Consider the following 15,884-nt stretch of genomic DNA (forward strand, 5'->3'; position numbering starts at 1 on the left):
TCCTTCGATTAAGCGATTGGTTGCGCTTGGAACACTTCGTCAGCTGCAGGGAATGAAGGAATAGCCGTTGCTACTGCCTTTGTCCACGTGCTTACTGGATCTACATTCTCTTCGTATACCATCGCCAGGACATTACCGATTTTCGATGTTTCGATGGATGGATCACGCATCAAACGGATTTCCTCTGCTGTTGGGCCATAAATTGTTTCACCAAGAGCGCCGTCATTGAACAAAACAAAAGAGTTGTTCGGGAAATAACGATGTTGCGTGTATGTTCCGTTCTTCGCTTGCTTACGGTATTTGGCATCATAAGTTGCTACTCGCGGAAGCTGAGCACCAGTCATAAAGTTGTTCAAATCTCCCAGTGTCAATACGCGGCCTGTATCGTTACCGAAAATAGCTGATTTTACTTTCGGATGCGTTAATAGTGTTCCAACGATTGTGTTTGAAGTCAAAATGCGTGTAGGTGCAACCTCCATTGAATTAGACCAACGAATGATGTCCTCAATTGGATTAGATTCTGCCGCTGTCCACATGTCGGTACCGGCTAGTACTTCTTTGTTTTCTTCAGGTACCAGATAATCGATCGTTGCATCCAGACCGTTTTCATTCAAAGTGACCGTGCCTTTAGCCAACACTTCCATGCGCATTACTTCGACACGAGCTAGAACTCCTTGAACCAATACATCGATGTCGTTGTATACGTTCCCCATCAAATACTGTTGTTCCGCTGCATTACGTGGACTTTCAAGTGCGATAATATCCTTCTCTGTCAATTGCAATTTGCGTTTGATTAATGCTGCTTCAAGTGCCACTTTGCTCGCTTCACGAGAACCAATTTCTGATTCTGTATCAAAGCCATGGACAGAAGCGACAACCGGCGTACGGCCAGCACCTTTAATTTGATCAAATTCTAGAGATTGCGACTTCCGTGATGGAAATAAAGTATCGCCCAAGAATGGTGCATATACACGGTTTTGTTGATAGTTAAGTACTTCCTTCTGTTTGAATAAATCTAATACGTTCGGCATGAATGTTTTCCTCTTTTCTGTGAGTAATTTTTATCGGAATTTGATCTCTTTAAGTTCAGGAATCGCTAATGCAGCAGGAGCGACTGGTAACCGTTCAGGAATCACGTACCCTTCAACGATCAATGAACCAGGTTGCGGTCCTTCTGTCACATCTGTATCGTGCATGAGAATACCTTTGGCTGTTGCATCGTTAGCCGGAAGGATAGTGCCTGCTGGTACAATTTTACGTCCGTTAGCATCCGCCGCGACTCCTGCATCTCCCACCTGAGTTGTGAATGCGATAAACTTCGCACTTGCTAAAAAGTTAATTTGTGATGCTGATTCTTTTTTAAAATACATTAAAATGCTCCTCTCTTAATCCCATAATGTTGTTTCTGCTGGTTTACCTTGATTATTGGCGCTCTTGGCAAATGTTGCACCGACACTTGTATCTGACGGCGTTCCACCTTTTGGATCGCGCCCGTTGGCTTTGAATGTATCTTCGACTGCAGCTTGTACTGCTTTGTTATATGCAGCTTCGAGCTTGCCTAAATTTTCGTTCGTGCTATCTTCATCATCCGCAATAAAGAAGTCCAGGAGATCCGTGGGCAATTTCTTCTCTGCCGCTATTGACAAAGCTTTGTTCTTTAACGTTTCCCGAGTACGTGCTTTTTCTGAGTCATCGAATTTCTTCTGCAAGTCTTCCAAAGCAATTTCTGCAGGGGATTTCGCTGGATTCGCCTCACGAACTTTGGCTTCGATTAAGCCTGGCAATTGATTTGTTTTCCACGTTTCCAGTGCCGTTTTATGATGTGTATCCTTTAGCGAATCCAGTTCACTCAGCACATCTTTATTCGTTGTCGCTGCCGCTACTAGATCACCTCTTTCAAGCGAGTCGTGAATATGCTTTTCAAGAGCCGAATTGTCACCAGCTTCTACAAGTGTTTTAAACTGTTCTAAATTGATTTTCATTTCCTTTTCCTCCTTAGCCCTCCGTACGCCATAAGCCCACAGAACGCATAATAAATAAGCCTGTTTAAAGACTGCTGCTCAAAGTCTGCGATTAAATGATGTTATTAAGTTCCTCTGCTTTGCCGTAAGCCACGCCACGGATGAAAACCTTGCTGTTCATCACGTGGACCAGTTCATCGTTATAAGCTTTGTCATAGAATTGTTCTTTCGCATCGAATGATTTTGGAGGAATAACGATAACTTCGTCGGTTCCCTCTGCGTTGACTGTTACAAAAACGAAAGACGATTCCGTTTCTCTTGCTTTATCAAAGGTTTGGAACAATGCCTCTTTTGTTAATCCCACTTCAATCACTCCCTTACTTCTGGATTTCTTCATACAAGCGAGCGTATGAGTCCGCAAGTGAAGAAACAGCTTGTAATTCTTCCGAACCGACTGGCTCTACACTTGAACGCTTAACAAGATCCCGACTGATTCAAGAACTGATTGAGCTTCTTGTTTCAACTCTTCATACGTTTTCATCTAATCCCTCCAATCTATTTGCTCGTAAGCCTGAGCAGGCAGATGATGGACCACCTCTCATTCTCGAATTTGACATTCAGAAAACACAATCCATCACCCCTTTCGATTTCTATTCTCCAATTTCCATACTCGATAGCTTAATATGACAAGCCAAGCGAAAAACATCCCTGTCCAAGGGATATAGGCTTCAGTTAAAATACCTTTGACGATTTGATATGAGAATACAAGGACAATCGCGAATAACCATGAGGGTAAAAACAATCTTCTTATCGATTTTTCTCTATTTAATTTACTTTTATGAATACCGCCGTTCGCTAAACACTCCGGACAAAATTCTGTAGTCGCTGCATTCTTACACCCATCACGGCAATTAAAACAAGTGTTCATAACCTCACGCCTCTCTCAGACTATAGCGGCATTACTTTAGTTTTCTTCAGCTCTTCCAAATCCTTTTCAGTGAATGTACCGCCATCAATGATGACATGTGTTCTGTTCTGCTTTTTCAATTCCTTCAAAATATCCTTCAATGTGCCGTCAATAGATGCCAAAAGCTTTTCTTCCTTTGGAGTTGCCATGCTATTTCAACTCCTTTTCTTCAATACAGGCTTGCAACGTAGCAATAAATTCCGCATCAACCTGTAAATCATCGACTATGAAACTCAAAGTACAGGAGTTTATTTCTGAAACATCCATGTTTAAGTTAATGCCTGTCAGCTTGTCAATTTCAATTCCATCGACCGATATTCGATAATCGAAAAACGTCAAGCCATCAGATGTCCCTTTGGAGTTAGAGACATTATCTCTTTTCTTGATTTCAACTTTAGCCATTTCCTCACACCTTCCATAGATTAGTTCCATTCACTCAACGCCGACTTATTATTTTAAACATCCTTTTGATATGCTCATCCGTTTGTTTTGTATTCTCTTCAAGAATTGGGAAAACCGTAGTGCTGTAAAAAGCCGACATCTTCACAAAGTCAGCCAGACTCGTTTCGACTAAACCACTCGAAAGACGCTCGACTTCATTCTTATATTTTTCATACTGTTGTTTGAATTCGTTTTCGTTACTTCTTCCCATGCAATTTCATCACCTTTCAGCTCTTTTCGGTTAGTTAAACATCCTTAACTCCCATAATCTTCAACCATTCTTCATACGAGACAAACGGCATATTTCCTTGAGGTTCAGGAATCTCTTTAATCGCTTGAGCAAACGCTTTTTCGTAAATAGCCCCTGCTTCCACTTTTTCTTTGGTTAACGCTTCCAATTGCCGCTTGTATTCGTCGTTGTTGTAAACCACACCTTCTGCAACCATCGGCACTTTAAAATCAAGCAGCGTTAGCTTCTTACAACGGCAATAGTTATCCATGGCAGGAACGCCCCACATTCGAGGTCCCATTGCTTTTAATCCTTGGTAATGGAAATATCCTTTGCGATCTGTGCGCTGACCATCAAGTTTCTGATGCGCCTTTCTTACAATGCCGTCTCGTTTACTCAACCAGACGCCACGAACATCACTAATGGCAGCTATTTGATTCTCGACATTCCCTAGCGCCAAAGCGCGCACGCGATCACTTACGTTACGCAAGAACAAACGTAGCGAATTGCTCTCACTCTCGATCAACTCGCTAATGCGCTTGTTTAACTGCGACACCGTTTCATTCTTTCGCAATGCTATGCCCATTTGTTCTCGAATCCGAGAGACTAACCGATTCCGCTTGACTGTTAAGAAATGAGTTAACGTTAATCCGTCAATTTTCACTTCTTTACGAATCTCACTTAGCTTAGGTATATCGATTTTCCCAACGTTTACACGCGCTTCTAAGCGTTCTGTTAAAGCATCAGTCAATTGCTCAACTAATCCTTTTTCACTCTTCAAAGAAGAAGGCAAGACGCTCTCGATGCGTTTAACCAAGCTATCTTGTGAATCGCCACTGTCCACACCTTTTTGCAATGCTTTTTCGATGTTCGCTACAACTTCTGATTGCTTACCTCCTGGCAGTTTCGGCAACTTAAACGTGCCTAAGATGAATAGGAGTACGGCGCCAATCACTTCAGTCGTCGGCAAAGATGGTCGCGCAATGAATTGATCGAATAGATAAGCCGTCAATAAGAATTTAAGTAAAAAGTGATTCTCCTCAACTGCTTGCACTTCGGCTACCATTTGCTGATATTGCTCAGTGGCGATACCAGCAATGGCTCGTAATTCGTTCTCTAAACGATTGTACTTCTGCATTTCTTGATAACTTAGAACACCGTCACGCTCGTATTTTTGATACATGGCTGAAAGCTGTGAAAGGATTGCCTTTTGCATGGTGAGCATTTGTTTCTGCAGTAGGTTTTCTGTTTTGGCTAACTCTTGATCCAGTCGACGTTCGATATCCGTTTGGTTCACTTTTTCCTCACACCCGTTCCTTTACATGAAGGACATTGGATTTGATCACTTGTTGCCAGACTTGTTATTTTGCCGCCACCACCGCATTCAGGGCACAGATACTCGCTGTCGCCTTTACCTTGAGGAATTTCTCCACTCTCTTCTTTGGAATCGAAACCTTCTTCATCCTCGTTCAAATCAGGCAACACCTCACCTAACCGCAAAGCATCTTCTTCCATTTCTTTGATTTCATATTCTACATCATCAACAAATGACAAGAGAGAGAGACGAGTTCTTTCACTTACATGACCTTTAAGCGCTTGAGTGGATTGCGCTTCATCCAAGATGTTCGCTGGCAAGTTGCGCTTAAACCCAAAGAATACTTTCAAGTAATCTTCTTCGTTGAATCCTTTGCGCTTCTTCCAAGCGCTGAATATTACTTTAAATTGGTACCGCAAAGCCGATACGAATTTCCGCTCCATTGTGATGCACTTGTTCTCCAATGCCAGTAATTTAAAGCGCATCGCAATGCCTGTGATGTTCCCACCAAACGATTCATCTGAGAAGTTAACGGATTTAGAGAACTTCAAGATGTTTTCTTCCAGCCGATCCAGGTGATTTTCAATCATTTGATCGTTGATGTCTTTGGTCAGGTATTTCACATCGTCATTCTCGCCGAATAATTCGAACATTCCGGTCTGTTTCAGCTTATCGAGCGTATCATCATCAGCACCCATGCCCTTCAGAATCAAGTAGGCAAGGCGATACTGTTCAATCTCATTGGAAGCATCTGAGAGCGTTCTGTCGTATGCATCGATAAGAGCCAACACCTTTTCCGCATCTGCTTTCAATTCTTTGTTATTCGCAATGCCAAACAAAGGATTAAAATCAAACATATGAGGCTGAATATCATCCAATACATATTGACCGCCGCTTTCCTGTGAGAAGTAATAAATGTATAAGTCATCATAGAATTCTGCATGATTAACTTTCCCTACCTTGAAATAGCGCAAGGAATAGTCCGGTTCCTGGATTTCTTCGCCCAATAGGACGGTTTCCCAAGGGTCCAGGTTCTTGATGCGTTCTCTTGCCTGCATGTCGATATAGGCCAAGCGCGATGAATAACCGCAAATAGCAGCCATTTTGCCGCACTCCGCATCCGCATCTTCTGCATTATTGCGCAATAAGAAGTCTTCGATTTCCTTTTTCAGACCGGCATCCTTCTGATCAACGTTGTAACTAATCGGATGACCAAACATGTATCCTATTTTGGTATCGACAATGTCCACATCATACGCGTTGTTCAGACGGTTATTCACCTTGTCATCCAGGCGCTTAACACTGTTACTTTTGCCAAAGCCATCAAATGGCGCAGCAGAACGCTTAAATATTTTCGGGCCTTCTGCCTCGGCTTTATAACGTTCATACAGCTTCTTCATTCGTTCATGATCTGTTTGATGTGCAGTGATAATATCCTGGACGAGTTTCTCTGTGATTCCGGATTTATCAATCTTATTTTTAAAATGCAGCAATACTGTCACCTACCCTGTTTTTCGTCTTTGTGGTTTCAAGTGCGTATATATCGCATAGCGAAGTGCATCCAAAACGTCATCAAATTGCTTTACCGGAAGCCCAGTCAACGGATTCCAAACGTACATGTTAATTTCCTTTTGGAAGCGCTCGACGTTATCTTTCACAATCTTTAAATTGCCTAATTTCAAAAGCCTGCCGACTTCCTCAATGCCAGATACGATCGCTTTGTCGGCATTGATGGCCCGAAAACCTTCACGCCTGAAACGGATCACGTGCTCCGGACGTGCGCTATCGCAATAAAAGTTCATTTTGCCATAACGCGCTTTTATATCTTTGGCCACTTCAACCCAGTAATCAATTTCCTCGTGTTGCTTGGCATGTTCTTCTAATAAGTAAATGTCGCCCTGATTGTCTTGCCCCATGACCACAATAGAACCGTAGTGTTCGTAGCCCCAGTCGACGCCAGCCCAATAACTGACGAAATTGAGCTTCTCCAAGTCAACTGAATCAACGTAATGGATTTCTTGATTGAAGTCCTTGTAAACTGCCCCTTCTGCCGCTGTCCAACGACCGAATATGTCTCGATCCGTAAACATGCCAGAAGGTGTAGAAGCGATAATGCTTTCCACGTACTCGGGATCCAGGAAGATGTTGTCCTGCAACGTGAAGTGAAACGACCGGATGTTCAATCGTCCACTTGCAAGCATCTGACCATCCTTATCGATATAATCTTCCTTAACCGGATGCGCCGGGTTTTCTGGGTTTGTATCGATAATGATGCGAGCGCCCTTATATGAGCAACGAGAAATGACTTCTTTCACGAACATGTTGTGAAGTGCAGTTCCTTCATTTAAAAAAGCACCGGCAGCTGTAAAGCCCCGCGCTTTTTTCCAAGAATCCGACTTTGACCCATCGAACACATATACTTTGTTGCCGAATAACTGAAATGAATTCTTTTTATCCAGTTTGATGTCGCGGCCAATGACCTTTTCCATATCATCTAGGATGTTTCGCCAGATGGCTGAGTACGTAGCGCCGCCTAAGATGAACGACAGCCCTTGCCCCTCGTATTTAGCTACATGAGCCAGAAACAGCAGCAGCGCCACATAGGTCTTCCCCGCACGCTTGGCTCCACTCATGATCAATATCTTTGGGTCTTCTGTTCGCACGCTGTCGACTACTTCAATCTGCTTTGGCGTTAATTCCATTGACTAACCCCCTTAACGCAGCAGCAACATCTTTTTCAGCTTCGTTGTCATCGGTGCTGTTCAGCTTTTCAATCTCCGCTTTCAGCTTCTGGACCTTCAACTCATCCAACGACAGTAGACGTTTATCGAGCTCCTGCATGGCTTTCTGTTTGTCATAGAGCTTGATGGATACTCCGTCGCGTCCCTGTTTAATCTCTTGAATCATCGTTCCATCTACCTCTTTGTAATCTTTAAACTCTACGAAAGAAACTGTACGCATTTCAGGATTTCCGTCAACATCCATCAAAGGAGCGCCTTCTCTGTCATATTCCTGAACCTCTCTGGTGCCAAAAGCTAAGAAGTCCGTAATGTCAGCAAAGGCCATCTTCAGATACTCTCTAGCGATATCTCCTGCAGAAACAAACATTTCATTTTGCATCTCTGCTTTCATCCTGCGGATTTCATCTTTAACACCCTGATTCACCATGAGAACATATGCATTCTTATTTGCTGTTTTGTAATCACATTCATAAGCTAACTGATAAGCCTTCGTAGCATTGAAATGCCTGATATAATGCAGACAAAATTGCTGTTGCTTTTCAGTAAGATCCGTGGATTCAATCACAGGTTTAAAGGATGCATCCTTTTTCTTTTTCTTTAGGGTTGCAACCTTTTTAGGTGAACCTCTCGACCATCCTTCACGACTCTTTCTGCTCTTTATCGTGCCGAGCTTCAAGTTATGTTTTTCAGCTAATGCAGCGATAGTAATCTTTGATGATTCCCATTCACTCTGTATCTTTTCCCAGTTGACCATCTACATCAACTCCGCCCCCTCAATAAAACTCAGTAATTAATTTTCAACCCACGACCAATACGCTGGATTCAAAGAAGCATACGTATGAAATTCACCATCTAAATACAATTCTTCAAATTCATAATTCACTAATCGTCGATAAGCACTCTTTCGTCTGTCATCACTGGGACGAACAAAAAGATATTCGTTCTTTTTAAGCTGATTTCTGAACTGTATGATGATATCCAAGGATTTCTTTAATCCTTCCAAACCACAAAACCCAGTAATCAATTCATCATCTTGTTTGCTCGTATGATTAAACCAGTCATTTGCCTGTTTGCGAGATGCAGAAATAATAATTGCTACATGCCACACGTTTACCTCTTCGTCGAAAACGGATTGCCTATTCCGATAGAAATAAACGTTCAAGAGTTGGTTGTTGTTAAGACCAATACAATAACGAACTTCTGATTTCCTACGTTTCACTAAGTCTTTCAAAGGCATTCACTCCTCTATGCTATTTGCATTTTTAGACATAATAAAAAGACCTCGGAAGGCCTTAGGTATCGCGCGTATAAACGGGGTCTCAATGAGGGATTTACCGGTCGCCCTGCATCCCCTCTCTTTCTCCCCTTCATTCATATAGACTTCGTACGTCAAGAAATGAAATATTTATGAAATTATTTTTTTCACCTTCACGCGAGCCCTCTCGATGTACTGTTGAACTGTGCGCTTTTTGATGCCGGTTTCCTCTGCAATACGTTCCATGCTGAGTTGCTGCGTAGTGTGAAGAAGGTAGCATTGGCGCTCTCTAGTGGATAAAATCGCTAATATATTCGTCATCTTTATTCGTTGAGTAGAAGTTAGATGTAACTGCCGATCATTAATGTCTAGCTGTTCAACGATATCGGGAATGAAATCCATGGAATCAAACATCATTTTCTGATAAACCGCTTTTTTGTCAATGCCCTTATACGTGTTTGGTTGACGTCCATTACGCAGCCATTCAATGGCATAATTCATATCAGCTATCATGTCTTCCAGCAGATTAATATCCGTTTCGTTGGAGGGATCATTAACATCCAATAAGCTCAACTTCTTTTTTAAATCTGATTTACCGCGTTTATATTCTTCAATCAAATCGTCAGCCCATCTATCCACAAGAAATCCCTCCTATCTATTTCGTCGAACAGCTCCACCTTTTGCTCGTCTGAACGTATCTCGATTACTCCCCATAATTTCAGCCCATTCTCTTTTACTGAGCGTTTCTTTTAGTTTGGGTAATGTCTTCGTATTCAAAATCTCTTTCGTCGCTCTTAGGCTATCTGTAAGCCCTTTTTCTATAAGTTGTTCCTGAATTGTTCTCATTGCCCCCAGCTCCTTTTAGGTAAACAAAAAAGGGCGCCAAGCAAAGACACGTCCTCTCGTGTCCTTACTCAGCACCCCGGTTGTTCCAGTAGTACTTTTGCAATATTTATCTACTTACCAGTATAACTCAATTCCCATACGGATGGCTTATTATCTTGCCAAGTTATTACTTGTTTTCCGAATCCTGTGGGTGGTGAATCCAGTTTTTGAAGCCTGCCGTTCATCACCCTATACACTGCATCTTTCATCAAATCAACCTCTGCAATCATGTCCTCGTCTCTAGTTGCCATTCCCATCCTCCTCAAATCTTGTAATGCAAGGCGGTCCTCATTCGCCAATCATTCAGTCGGCAACTCTTCTTCTTTCGGAATCCGTTTGAACCACTTGTATGTCTTCAGTTGCGTAAAATAAAACCGAATTTCCTTTGCAGATACCAATCCAGTGCTATTTTCAAAATACAAATTGTCTACATCGTTAATAATCATTTGCATTGCCGCAGCTAGTGAAATTTCTTTGTAAATCATTGTTCATTCCTCCTCTAAGTGTTTATTACTTAGCCATTTCATCGTGCAATCCAAGTCTTTTAGTAAACTCAAAGTTTCCACGACAATAAAATTCCCCATCTTCGTGACATGCATGTGGTCGATTCCCTCTTTCTACAAAGAAATCTCTTTCAGCCTCACTCTCTTCGGATCTAGCTGGATATTTATAAGCGCATGTTTTGCACATTTTCTTACAAGGTCTTTCGATATCTTCATAGCAATCGTACTTAATTTCAGGAATGTTAAGTAATTTCATCGCTCAACCCCTCCTCAAAAATCGCTTGCTTTATCGTGACTTCCGTCCGCGGACTTTCTGAATACCGTTTCGTCATGATCAACTCACACACCAATTTATCATCGGTATAAATAATTCCACTCAATCCATCCATGACCGACTTCGCATAGTTGTCGATGTCACTTTTAACAGCTGGCAATAGCTCACCACGTATTGCCTTCTCTTTCTTTTTGTTGCTCCAACTCGCAGGGATTTGCTTATAAAAATGCAATTCCAACGAAAGAGGGCATTCCAATAGCTTCTCTGGCTTATATTGTGACGAGACAAGCCTCACATACTGCTTAAAGTCCCGTGAATTAATCGGATCATAGAGAACCGTCTTGCCGGAAAAACTCTTTCCGGCTCTTGGTCTCCCTTGTGCTTGTGCTTCTCCCATGATTTCAAAACTGATTGTCTCCAATGGCTTCCCCCCTAATAAATCAATCTCAGCTTATCGATTTCCTGAAGCAATCTTTCATCGCTGAGTGCCTCATAGTAGCTGCGCCGAATTTTGGTTGCTTTGACTAAATTATTTATAAATTCATTGCGGTCCTCTTTACTCATAAATTATCTCCTTTAAATTTTGGATCTTCGTTAAATGCCAAGCGATGATAGTATGTCACCATGTCTCGGTGGTATCCAAGGACATGATGATGGTCTACGAATTTAATAGCTTTATTAGCGTGATAATGACATAAAGCTCCATACCAAAGTGTTTTCAATGGAATGGTGAACAGATACTTCAATTTCACTTATCCCACTCTTCCTTTCCACTTCTGTATTTCCGCACTCATTTTACTCATCGTGCGTTCATTCTTCTTCAATCGCCCCTGTAAGTAATCAATCTCCTCTTCCGTTTTCAGCGCTTCTAGTAGCTTAGAGAGTTTGGCTACACTCACAGTCTTTTGATTACTTAGAATGGCTGTGAGTTGGATTTGTGCTTGTTTTTTATTCATATTAGTAACCTGTATCTTGACGTTGGTAATTTAGCTTGTTTTTCGCTAGATACGCTTCCTCGACTTCGTGCCAAGTAAATCCAAGCAAATGCGTCAGTTCCGAAAATCTTATAAAAGAATTTGTATGTGCTTCTTTGACAAATTCAATACAAGAAATTTGAAAACACATATCAATCATACAATCAGCAATATCTGAGCTTTTTTTCAATTCTTCTACCTGTATTAAACCGTGACCGTGCTCATGTTCATTGCCGATAGATAAAAGGAAATGAAGAATATCAACCAATTCTACTAGTCCTTTCTTTTTATCATTTTTCTTGTTTGACCAAAATTTAAAGACTTCTGGAAATTCATTCGCGCATTCAGCTACTTCTGTTAAAGTTGCTAGAATATTTTTGCGCAATCTATTCTCTCCAAACACCACTGGATGGTTCTTTGTAATCTCCGCATCCAACCCACGTTGCACCTCAAACAATTTGTCTAAATTCATTATGTGGTCCCCCTTTGTTTTATAAGCTACGTTTGTCCTCACGTGCAGCTTCGATATCCTGTGCACGTTCCTCTTTTGAATATCGTCTATAGCATTGAGCAAAAGCTACAAGTGAAGTGATCCAGAACGATAATACAGCTGCGTTTAATATTAGAATCATCATGTGCCTCCTTTTTAGTTATCTAACAAATTAATTCCATTTGATTGTTCTTATTCAATGAAATTTCATCATATTCATAGTTTTCATTCAGTAAAACTTCAAATATCGCTTCTAATATCGGAACAACAATGCTGTTTCCCGCCAATGCGTAAAGCGTTGCATTTCTTTTCCCTTGCTTGGTGGGAAACTGTTTGAGCATCAGATTAAAGTCCACATCTTCAAACCCCATCAGTCGCCATACTTCTCTTTCAGTCAAATACCTGTAGGCTGGCTTTCCGTCTATTCGGATAATGCCGGCATTCGGGCATCGATCTTGCCGTTCGGTAATGGTCCAACAATGCGTATCGATAACACCAAGTCTGCGTTTGTAAGAATCCTGCGACTGAACTGGATTAAATTCTTCAATTTTGTTTAACATCGAAGGGATGTTAATTTGGTACTGAGGATCGGTGACGTTTGTTTCCAAGAAGTCAGATATGGACCGCATTGTTTTTCGTTTAAGGTGGCCGAAATAGAAAGGCTTGCCGAGTGTTGATACACAGAAAACTCTTTCTCTAGCCTGCGGCACTCCGAAATCACGTGCATCTAGTACATCGAAGCTGTTTCTATAACCTAGTTCCGTCATTTTTTCGAGATAGTGGTTAAAAGCTCCGATTGATTTTTTATCAAGAACGCCGGTGACGTTTTCCCAAAGAACTGTTTTAGGTTTCCACTCACCCATATTCCGGATAATTTTTATCGTTTCGTGCATCAGTGAACTCCGAGTTCCACTACCCTCTTCTGCACCGCGCTTTTTTAAGTCCTTATCAATGTTGCTGCTGTATTGCGCTCTGGAATTATCCTGGCACGGGCTGCCGTGAACTAAAATATCAGGACACAAATTCCAATCGACAACCGACTGCGGTTTATGTCTGTGATCATACAAAGCGTTGTAAGCACGCACTCTATTCTCTTGTATTTCAACATAATCCACTGACTTATGATCAATCCCTAAGTTTATCAGTGCTTTTCTAGGAGCACCGATGCCCCCAAACAGCTCAAGTATCTTAATCAAAGGTCGTTGCCTCCTTTTTATTAACTACGTAGTTTGTGCGAACAGTTACCTATAGCGAATTATTAATTCTGTACAATTCTTTATAGTTGCCGTTCTCATCAAATTCTGAATCGTACTCAAAGTTGTGTCCTAGCCTCATTCTTCGTAACCTTGATAATGCCCAATCTTCTCGACTGTGTTTTTTACCTAACATGAAAGTCGATGCCCATGGTGTAGCGTTGGGACTGAAATATAAGTAAAGTGGATACCATCTTCCAAAACACCTGAATGGTAATCTAAAACAGATATACCCAAACTTTTGCGTACGAATATTTACTCCCCAGTGCATTGCGTTTCTACCATAAACTGTTATTTTCTTGCCTAATTTAATATGTCCTGTCAACAAATTTATTCCTCCCTTTTTCGTTCAACTGCACGGCAATTAAAAACCGTCACTCCATTTTTTAGTGGGTAATCCACCCTGGTATTCCAAGGTGTCTTTTAGTTCGATTGCGTCTTTGAATCCACATTTACAGATTTGCTGGATGGCCGAGATGCCAAATACTCTAATTTCTCTTGTCGGCTTCCAGTAAGGAATAGCAGCAACTAATTTGTCATAGTTTGCATCCTTAATCTTTCCGCCTTTGTAGATTTCTTTGCGGCTATCAATCAATGCTTTTGTTTCAGGTGTCATTAACATGTCAGCAATCCTCCATTTCTTTTTCTTCTAACTGTTGACTAGCTATAAACATTTTCCCGACGTCTAAATTCTTCAATGCTGAATAGGTCGCCTTCCTTTTTGCCTGACCACTCTAGCCAATCCAAAAACTCTTTGCCAGAAAGCTTCTTGTCAAAATGATGTTCGTTCAAACGCACAATTTTTTTGTCAGAAGGTTCCATTCGACATTTCACAGTCTGACCTTTTTCTTTTTCGATGTACTCGAACATTTCGAAAATGTCCGTTTGATTCTCTGGAACTTCATAGACTTCCATCAATCGCCCGCCTCCATCCATTTAATTCGTTTCCACCCATTCGCGAGCATCCACTTAATACCGGCAGCTCGGTATCGTCCGAACTGCCATACAGGAATCCCTTCTTCCATGCGATAAAAAAGTAACTCTTTCCCCCGATTCATCAGCGTTACGAATTCACTTTCAATTCGATGTCTAAACGCAAATGTGTTTTCAGTAACAAAGCACGTAAATCGTAATACTCCATGCTTTCTAGTGGTTCTCCATTAGGGCTTTCATGAATGCCGTAGCTTTTGAGTTCCTCAATCCAAAAGGTAGTATGAATATGTCGATGTTTCATGCCCCGTCCTCCTTCAAGTGTTTTCCAAACTCTTAGCGTTATCGCCTTGCTTTAAAGAAAAAATTGGTAGTAACTAACCAAAAAAATATATAAGAAAGCCGTAAAGAAAGGATCTGCCCACTCTTAAACGGCCTTCATTTAGTTATGAAACAATAAACACTTTTCCTTCAGTGATTTCATCGGAGAGTGATTCAGATAAGTACTTCTCAATGTTGTGCATCGCATTCAGTTCCCATGCCCCACCGTCAGCTTGGTACAAGGCAGCAGCTGGGCCGTTCCGTAAACGCAGGATAAAGGATGATTCTGGTTGTGGCACTTCAACAAATGTACGGAACGGGCGTAATAGCACTGGATTTGGCACATTGACCTCTTCAACCGTTGCAACTCCTGTTTTCGCTACTACCGACTGTGTGATTCCGTTATCTTTCGTTTCTTTGCTGTCCTGTTCGGAAATCGAACCTACAAATCGCAATAAGCTGGCTGTGTGATCATTTTGAATAAAGTTTGCTTGTGTTTGGATAATGAAACGTTCAATGTCCATGTACGAATTAAAATTGATGTCTGGCAGTAAAGCGTGTGCTTTTACATAACAGCGACGATCACCGTCATCGTTCAGCGCATCATACAGATAAACCTGCTGAGGACCTTCGACGTGAATCATGAATTTTCTATCTGTATCAAAATCCGATTTGATGTAATCAAGAAGACCCGTTAAGCTGCGAACTTTAATCGAGTCGACTGAACTTTCTTTGTCCAAACGTTCTAGATTGCGAGTTGAATAGATATGGCCGTTCGCTTCTACTGTTTCCGGACGATTGTGTTCCTTGAAATACTGCAATAATTCTTTTAACATGTGATTTCCTCTTTTCTGTTTTTGGTTTTTGATTTAATGTATTTGGTGTTTATTTGAATCCAACAACATTGCTTGGCTTGCTTTTCTTTTCCGCTTCTTCGATGACTTCACCGGTGTCCGTGGCAGCCTGTCCATTTTCATTGATGTAAGTCTGACCAGGGATGCTGCTTTTCAACTCTTTGGCTGTCGGTTTACCGTTTACATCCTTATCCAAGATGATCGTTGCTGGAATTGCTTTTGCTGGAGCGAGTGTCGTTTTTGCAGTTACATCTACAGCAGCTGTCTGACGGTTTTCAGCCGGTGTAATTTTGATGCTCAATTGAACCGTACGTGCTTTCTTTGGATCTGTATTTAAATCTGCGATATTCTCCAATGCTTTTGCTAACTCCAAATTCAAGCGTTCCTGTACTGCGCCATTTGCGAATGTGTCCATGTTTACGATAGTTTTTGTCATGATAGTTCCTCTTTTCATTAGTTTTTCGTGACTAGTAATTTATGCTGCTATTTAC

29 protein-coding genes are annotated in these 15,884 nt (G+C 41.4%); 1 reads left to right on the forward strand and 28 read right to left on the reverse strand.

Translation table 11 applies throughout. The annotated features are described in order from the left end of the window. Window positions 1-8 precede the first annotated feature (8 nt). The 4 genes from FQ085_RS11640 to FQ085_RS11655 form a co-directional block, all read right to left on the reverse strand. Window positions 9-1,031 (reverse strand): major capsid protein, encoded by a 1,023-nt coding sequence (locus FQ085_RS11640; protein ID WP_149456658.1) that lies wholly within the window; start codon window positions 1,029-1,031, stop codon window positions 9-11. Between the two features lie 30 nt (window positions 1,032-1,061). Continuing rightward, entirely contained in the window at window positions 1,062-1,370 is a 309-nt protein-coding gene (locus FQ085_RS11645) for a hypothetical protein (RefSeq protein WP_149456659.1), read from the reverse strand. Window positions 1,371-1,385: 15 nt separating this feature from the next. After that, window positions 1,386-1,982 (reverse strand): DUF4355 domain-containing protein, encoded by a 597-nt coding sequence (locus tag FQ085_RS11650; RefSeq protein WP_149456660.1) that lies wholly within the window; start codon window positions 1,980-1,982, stop codon window positions 1,386-1,388. A gap of 91 nt (window positions 1,983-2,073) precedes the next feature. Continuing rightward, a complete protein-coding gene (locus FQ085_RS11655) occupies window positions 2,074-2,325 on the reverse strand; it encodes a hypothetical protein (RefSeq protein ID WP_223145205.1) in 252 nt (83 codons plus the stop codon). Here FQ085_RS11655 and FQ085_RS18065 point away from each other — a divergent pair. Beyond that, window positions 2,304-2,648 carry a hypothetical protein gene (locus FQ085_RS18065; protein WP_188074749.1) on the forward strand — a complete coding sequence of 115 codons (345 nt, stop codon included), beginning with the start codon at window positions 2,304-2,306 and terminating at the stop codon, window positions 2,646-2,648. The genes FQ085_RS11655 and FQ085_RS18065 overlap by 22 nt on opposite strands. Window positions 2,649-2,909: 261 nt before the next feature. Here the strand turns inward: FQ085_RS18065 and FQ085_RS18070 are convergent, their stop codons facing one another. The 24 genes from FQ085_RS18070 to FQ085_RS11765 form a co-directional block, all read right to left on the reverse strand. Further along, window positions 2,910-3,077, reverse strand: a complete 168-nt coding sequence (locus tag FQ085_RS18070) for a hypothetical protein (RefSeq protein ID WP_188074743.1) — start codon at window positions 3,075-3,077, stop codon at window positions 2,910-2,912. 1 nt (window position 3,078) lies between these two features. After that, window positions 3,079-3,330, reverse strand: a complete 252-nt coding sequence (locus tag FQ085_RS11660; RefSeq protein ID WP_149456662.1) for a hypothetical protein — start codon at window positions 3,328-3,330, stop codon at window positions 3,079-3,081. Between the two features lie 34 nt (window positions 3,331-3,364). Next, window positions 3,365-3,580: a hypothetical protein gene (locus FQ085_RS11665; protein WP_149456663.1), complete on the reverse strand. Its 216-nt coding sequence runs from the start codon at window positions 3,578-3,580 to the stop codon at window positions 3,365-3,367. 34 nt (window positions 3,581-3,614) lie between these two features. Further along, a complete protein-coding gene (locus tag FQ085_RS11670; RefSeq protein ID WP_149456664.1) occupies window positions 3,615-4,895 on the reverse strand; it encodes a hypothetical protein in 1,281 nt (426 codons plus the stop codon). Next, window positions 4,892-6,406, reverse strand: coding sequence for a phage portal protein (locus FQ085_RS11675; protein WP_149456665.1), 1,515 nt, complete (start codon window positions 6,404-6,406; stop codon window positions 4,892-4,894). Before FQ085_RS11675 ends, FQ085_RS11670 begins: the two co-directional genes overlap by 4 nt. A 9-nt stretch (window positions 6,407-6,415) precedes the next feature. Further along, window positions 6,416-7,615, reverse strand: coding sequence for a PBSX family phage terminase large subunit (locus FQ085_RS11680; RefSeq protein WP_149456666.1), 1,200 nt, complete (start codon window positions 7,613-7,615; stop codon window positions 6,416-6,418). Continuing rightward, the gene (locus tag FQ085_RS11685) at window positions 7,590-8,408 is read right to left on the reverse strand and encodes a terminase small subunit (protein ID WP_149456667.1); all 819 of its coding nucleotides are present in this window, start codon (window positions 8,406-8,408) and stop codon (window positions 7,590-7,592) included. The genes FQ085_RS11680 and FQ085_RS11685 overlap by 26 nt, the downstream gene beginning before the upstream one ends. A gap of 36 nt (window positions 8,409-8,444) precedes the next feature. Then, entirely contained in the window at window positions 8,445-8,762 is a 318-nt protein-coding gene (locus FQ085_RS11690; RefSeq protein ID WP_149456668.1) for a hypothetical protein, read from the reverse strand. A gap of 297 nt (window positions 8,763-9,059) precedes the next feature. Next, entirely contained in the window at window positions 9,060-9,548 is a 489-nt protein-coding gene (locus tag FQ085_RS11695; RefSeq protein WP_149456669.1) for a sigma factor-like helix-turn-helix DNA-binding protein, read from the reverse strand. A 12-nt stretch (window positions 9,549-9,560) separates the two neighbouring features. Then, window positions 9,561-9,755 carry a hypothetical protein gene (locus tag FQ085_RS11700; RefSeq protein ID WP_149456670.1) on the reverse strand — a complete coding sequence of 65 codons (195 nt, stop codon included), beginning with the start codon at window positions 9,753-9,755 and terminating at the stop codon, window positions 9,561-9,563. Between the two features lie 110 nt (window positions 9,756-9,865). Then, window positions 9,866-10,045, reverse strand: a complete 180-nt coding sequence (locus tag FQ085_RS11705) for a DUF3954 domain-containing protein (protein WP_149456671.1) — start codon at window positions 10,043-10,045, stop codon at window positions 9,866-9,868. A gap of 48 nt (window positions 10,046-10,093) precedes the next feature. After that, entirely contained in the window at window positions 10,094-10,279 is a 186-nt protein-coding gene (locus FQ085_RS11710; protein WP_149456672.1) for a hypothetical protein, read from the reverse strand. A 25-nt stretch (window positions 10,280-10,304) separates the two neighbouring features. Next, a complete protein-coding gene (locus FQ085_RS11715; protein ID WP_149456673.1) occupies window positions 10,305-10,553 on the reverse strand; it encodes a hypothetical protein in 249 nt (82 codons plus the stop codon). Further along, window positions 10,540-10,992 carry a RusA family crossover junction endodeoxyribonuclease gene (locus FQ085_RS11720; protein WP_262499791.1) on the reverse strand — a complete coding sequence of 151 codons (453 nt, stop codon included), beginning with the start codon at window positions 10,990-10,992 and terminating at the stop codon, window positions 10,540-10,542. Before FQ085_RS11720 ends, FQ085_RS11715 begins: the two co-directional genes overlap by 14 nt. 139 nt (window positions 10,993-11,131) lie before the next feature. Next, window positions 11,132-11,323: a hypothetical protein gene (locus FQ085_RS11725; RefSeq protein ID WP_149456674.1), complete on the reverse strand. Its 192-nt coding sequence runs from the start codon at window positions 11,321-11,323 to the stop codon at window positions 11,132-11,134. Beyond that, window positions 11,324-11,527: a hypothetical protein gene (locus tag FQ085_RS11730; RefSeq protein ID WP_149456675.1), complete on the reverse strand. Its 204-nt coding sequence runs from the start codon at window positions 11,525-11,527 to the stop codon at window positions 11,324-11,326. A 1-nt stretch (window position 11,528) separates the two neighbouring features. Beyond that, a complete protein-coding gene (locus tag FQ085_RS11735; RefSeq protein ID WP_149456676.1) occupies window positions 11,529-12,017 on the reverse strand; it encodes a dUTP diphosphatase in 489 nt (162 codons plus the stop codon). 19 nt (window positions 12,018-12,036) lie between these two features. Next, window positions 12,037-12,177 (reverse strand): hypothetical protein, encoded by a 141-nt coding sequence (locus FQ085_RS18075; RefSeq protein WP_188074744.1) that lies wholly within the window; start codon window positions 12,175-12,177, stop codon window positions 12,037-12,039. Window positions 12,178-12,199: 22 nt separating this feature from the next. Beyond that, a complete protein-coding gene (locus FQ085_RS11740) occupies window positions 12,200-13,231 on the reverse strand; it encodes a DNA cytosine methyltransferase (protein ID WP_149456677.1) in 1,032 nt (343 codons plus the stop codon). A 421-nt stretch (window positions 13,232-13,652) separates the two neighbouring features. After that, complete coding sequence (locus tag FQ085_RS11750) at window positions 13,653-13,910, reverse strand: hypothetical protein (RefSeq protein WP_149456678.1); 258 nt, start codon at window positions 13,908-13,910, stop codon at window positions 13,653-13,655. A gap of 38 nt (window positions 13,911-13,948) precedes the next feature. Further along, window positions 13,949-14,206, reverse strand: coding sequence for a hypothetical protein (locus tag FQ085_RS11755; RefSeq protein ID WP_149456679.1), 258 nt, complete (start codon window positions 14,204-14,206; stop codon window positions 13,949-13,951). A 145-nt stretch (window positions 14,207-14,351) separates the two neighbouring features. Then, complete coding sequence (locus FQ085_RS18080) at window positions 14,352-14,522, reverse strand: hypothetical protein (RefSeq protein WP_188074745.1); 171 nt, start codon at window positions 14,520-14,522, stop codon at window positions 14,352-14,354. 142 nt (window positions 14,523-14,664) lie between these two features. Next, window positions 14,665-15,375: a hypothetical protein gene (locus FQ085_RS11760; RefSeq protein WP_149456680.1), complete on the reverse strand. Its 711-nt coding sequence runs from the start codon at window positions 15,373-15,375 to the stop codon at window positions 14,665-14,667. Between the two features lie 49 nt (window positions 15,376-15,424). Next, window positions 15,425-15,829 (reverse strand): replication terminator protein, encoded by a 405-nt coding sequence (locus tag FQ085_RS11765; RefSeq protein WP_149456681.1) that lies wholly within the window; start codon window positions 15,827-15,829, stop codon window positions 15,425-15,427. Window positions 15,830-15,884 lie beyond the last annotated feature (55 nt).

Origin of the sequence: Planococcus sp. ANT_H30 (genome assembly GCF_008369335.1) — a bacterium.
Lineage (GTDB): Bacteria > Bacillota > Bacilli > Bacillales_A > Planococcaceae > Planococcus > Planococcus kocurii.

What these genes read in the sequence shown, in the direction of transcription:
- FQ085_RS11680 (WP_149456666.1), bottom strand. Translation starts at nt 7,615, where the DNA reads ATGGAATTAACGCCAAAGCAGATTGAAGTAGTCGACAGCGTGCGAACA.
- FQ085_RS11765 (WP_149456681.1), bottom strand. Translation starts at nt 15,829, where the DNA reads ATGACAAAAACTATCGTAAACATGGACACATTCGCAAATGGCGCAGTA.
- FQ085_RS18065 (WP_188074749.1), top strand. Translation starts at nt 2,304, where the DNA reads ATGCCTCTTTTGTTAATCCCACTTCAATCACTCCCTTACTTCTGGATT.
- FQ085_RS11735 (WP_149456676.1), bottom strand. Translation starts at nt 12,017, where the DNA reads ATGAATTTAGACAAATTGTTTGAGGTGCAACGTGGGTTGGATGCGGAG.
- FQ085_RS11660 (WP_149456662.1), bottom strand. Translation starts at nt 3,330, where the DNA reads ATGGCTAAAGTTGAAATCAAGAAAAGAGATAATGTCTCTAACTCCAAA.
- FQ085_RS18070 (WP_188074743.1), bottom strand. Translation starts at nt 3,077, where the DNA reads ATGGCAACTCCAAAGGAAGAAAAGCTTTTGGCATCTATTGACGGCACA.
- FQ085_RS11640 (WP_149456658.1), bottom strand. Translation starts at nt 1,031, where the DNA reads ATGCCGAACGTATTAGATTTATTCAAACAGAAGGAAGTACTTAACTAT.
- FQ085_RS11715 (WP_149456673.1), bottom strand. Translation starts at nt 10,553, where the DNA reads ATGAAATTACTTAACATTCCTGAAATTAAGTACGATTGCTATGAAGAT.
- FQ085_RS11760 (WP_149456680.1), bottom strand. Translation starts at nt 15,375, where the DNA reads ATGTTAAAAGAATTATTGCAGTATTTCAAGGAACACAATCGTCCGGAA.
- FQ085_RS11705 (WP_149456671.1), bottom strand. Translation starts at nt 10,045, where the DNA reads ATGGCAACTAGAGACGAGGACATGATTGCAGAGGTTGATTTGATGAAA.
- FQ085_RS11710 (WP_149456672.1), bottom strand. Translation starts at nt 10,279, where the DNA reads ATGATTTACAAAGAAATTTCACTAGCTGCGGCAATGCAAATGATTATT.
- FQ085_RS11645 (WP_149456659.1), bottom strand. Translation starts at nt 1,370, where the DNA reads ATGTATTTTAAAAAAGAATCAGCATCACAAATTAACTTTTTAGCAAGT.
- FQ085_RS18080 (WP_188074745.1), bottom strand. Translation starts at nt 14,522, where the DNA reads ATGAAACATCGACATATTCATACTACCTTTTGGATTGAGGAACTCAAA.
- FQ085_RS18075 (WP_188074744.1), bottom strand. Translation starts at nt 12,177, where the DNA reads ATGATTCTAATATTAAACGCAGCTGTATTATCGTTCTGGATCACTTCA.
- FQ085_RS11750 (WP_149456678.1), bottom strand. Translation starts at nt 13,910, where the DNA reads ATGTTAATGACACCTGAAACAAAAGCATTGATTGATAGCCGCAAAGAA.
- FQ085_RS11665 (WP_149456663.1), bottom strand. Translation starts at nt 3,580, where the DNA reads ATGGGAAGAAGTAACGAAAACGAATTCAAACAACAGTATGAAAAATAT.
- FQ085_RS11685 (WP_149456667.1), bottom strand. Translation starts at nt 8,408, where the DNA reads ATGGTCAACTGGGAAAAGATACAGAGTGAATGGGAATCATCAAAGATT.
- FQ085_RS11730 (WP_149456675.1), bottom strand. Translation starts at nt 11,527, where the DNA reads ATGAATAAAAAACAAGCACAAATCCAACTCACAGCCATTCTAAGTAAT.
- FQ085_RS11650 (WP_149456660.1), bottom strand. Translation starts at nt 1,982, where the DNA reads ATGAAAATCAATTTAGAACAGTTTAAAACACTTGTAGAAGCTGGTGAC.
- FQ085_RS11700 (WP_149456670.1), bottom strand. Translation starts at nt 9,755, where the DNA reads ATGAGAACAATTCAGGAACAACTTATAGAAAAAGGGCTTACAGATAGC.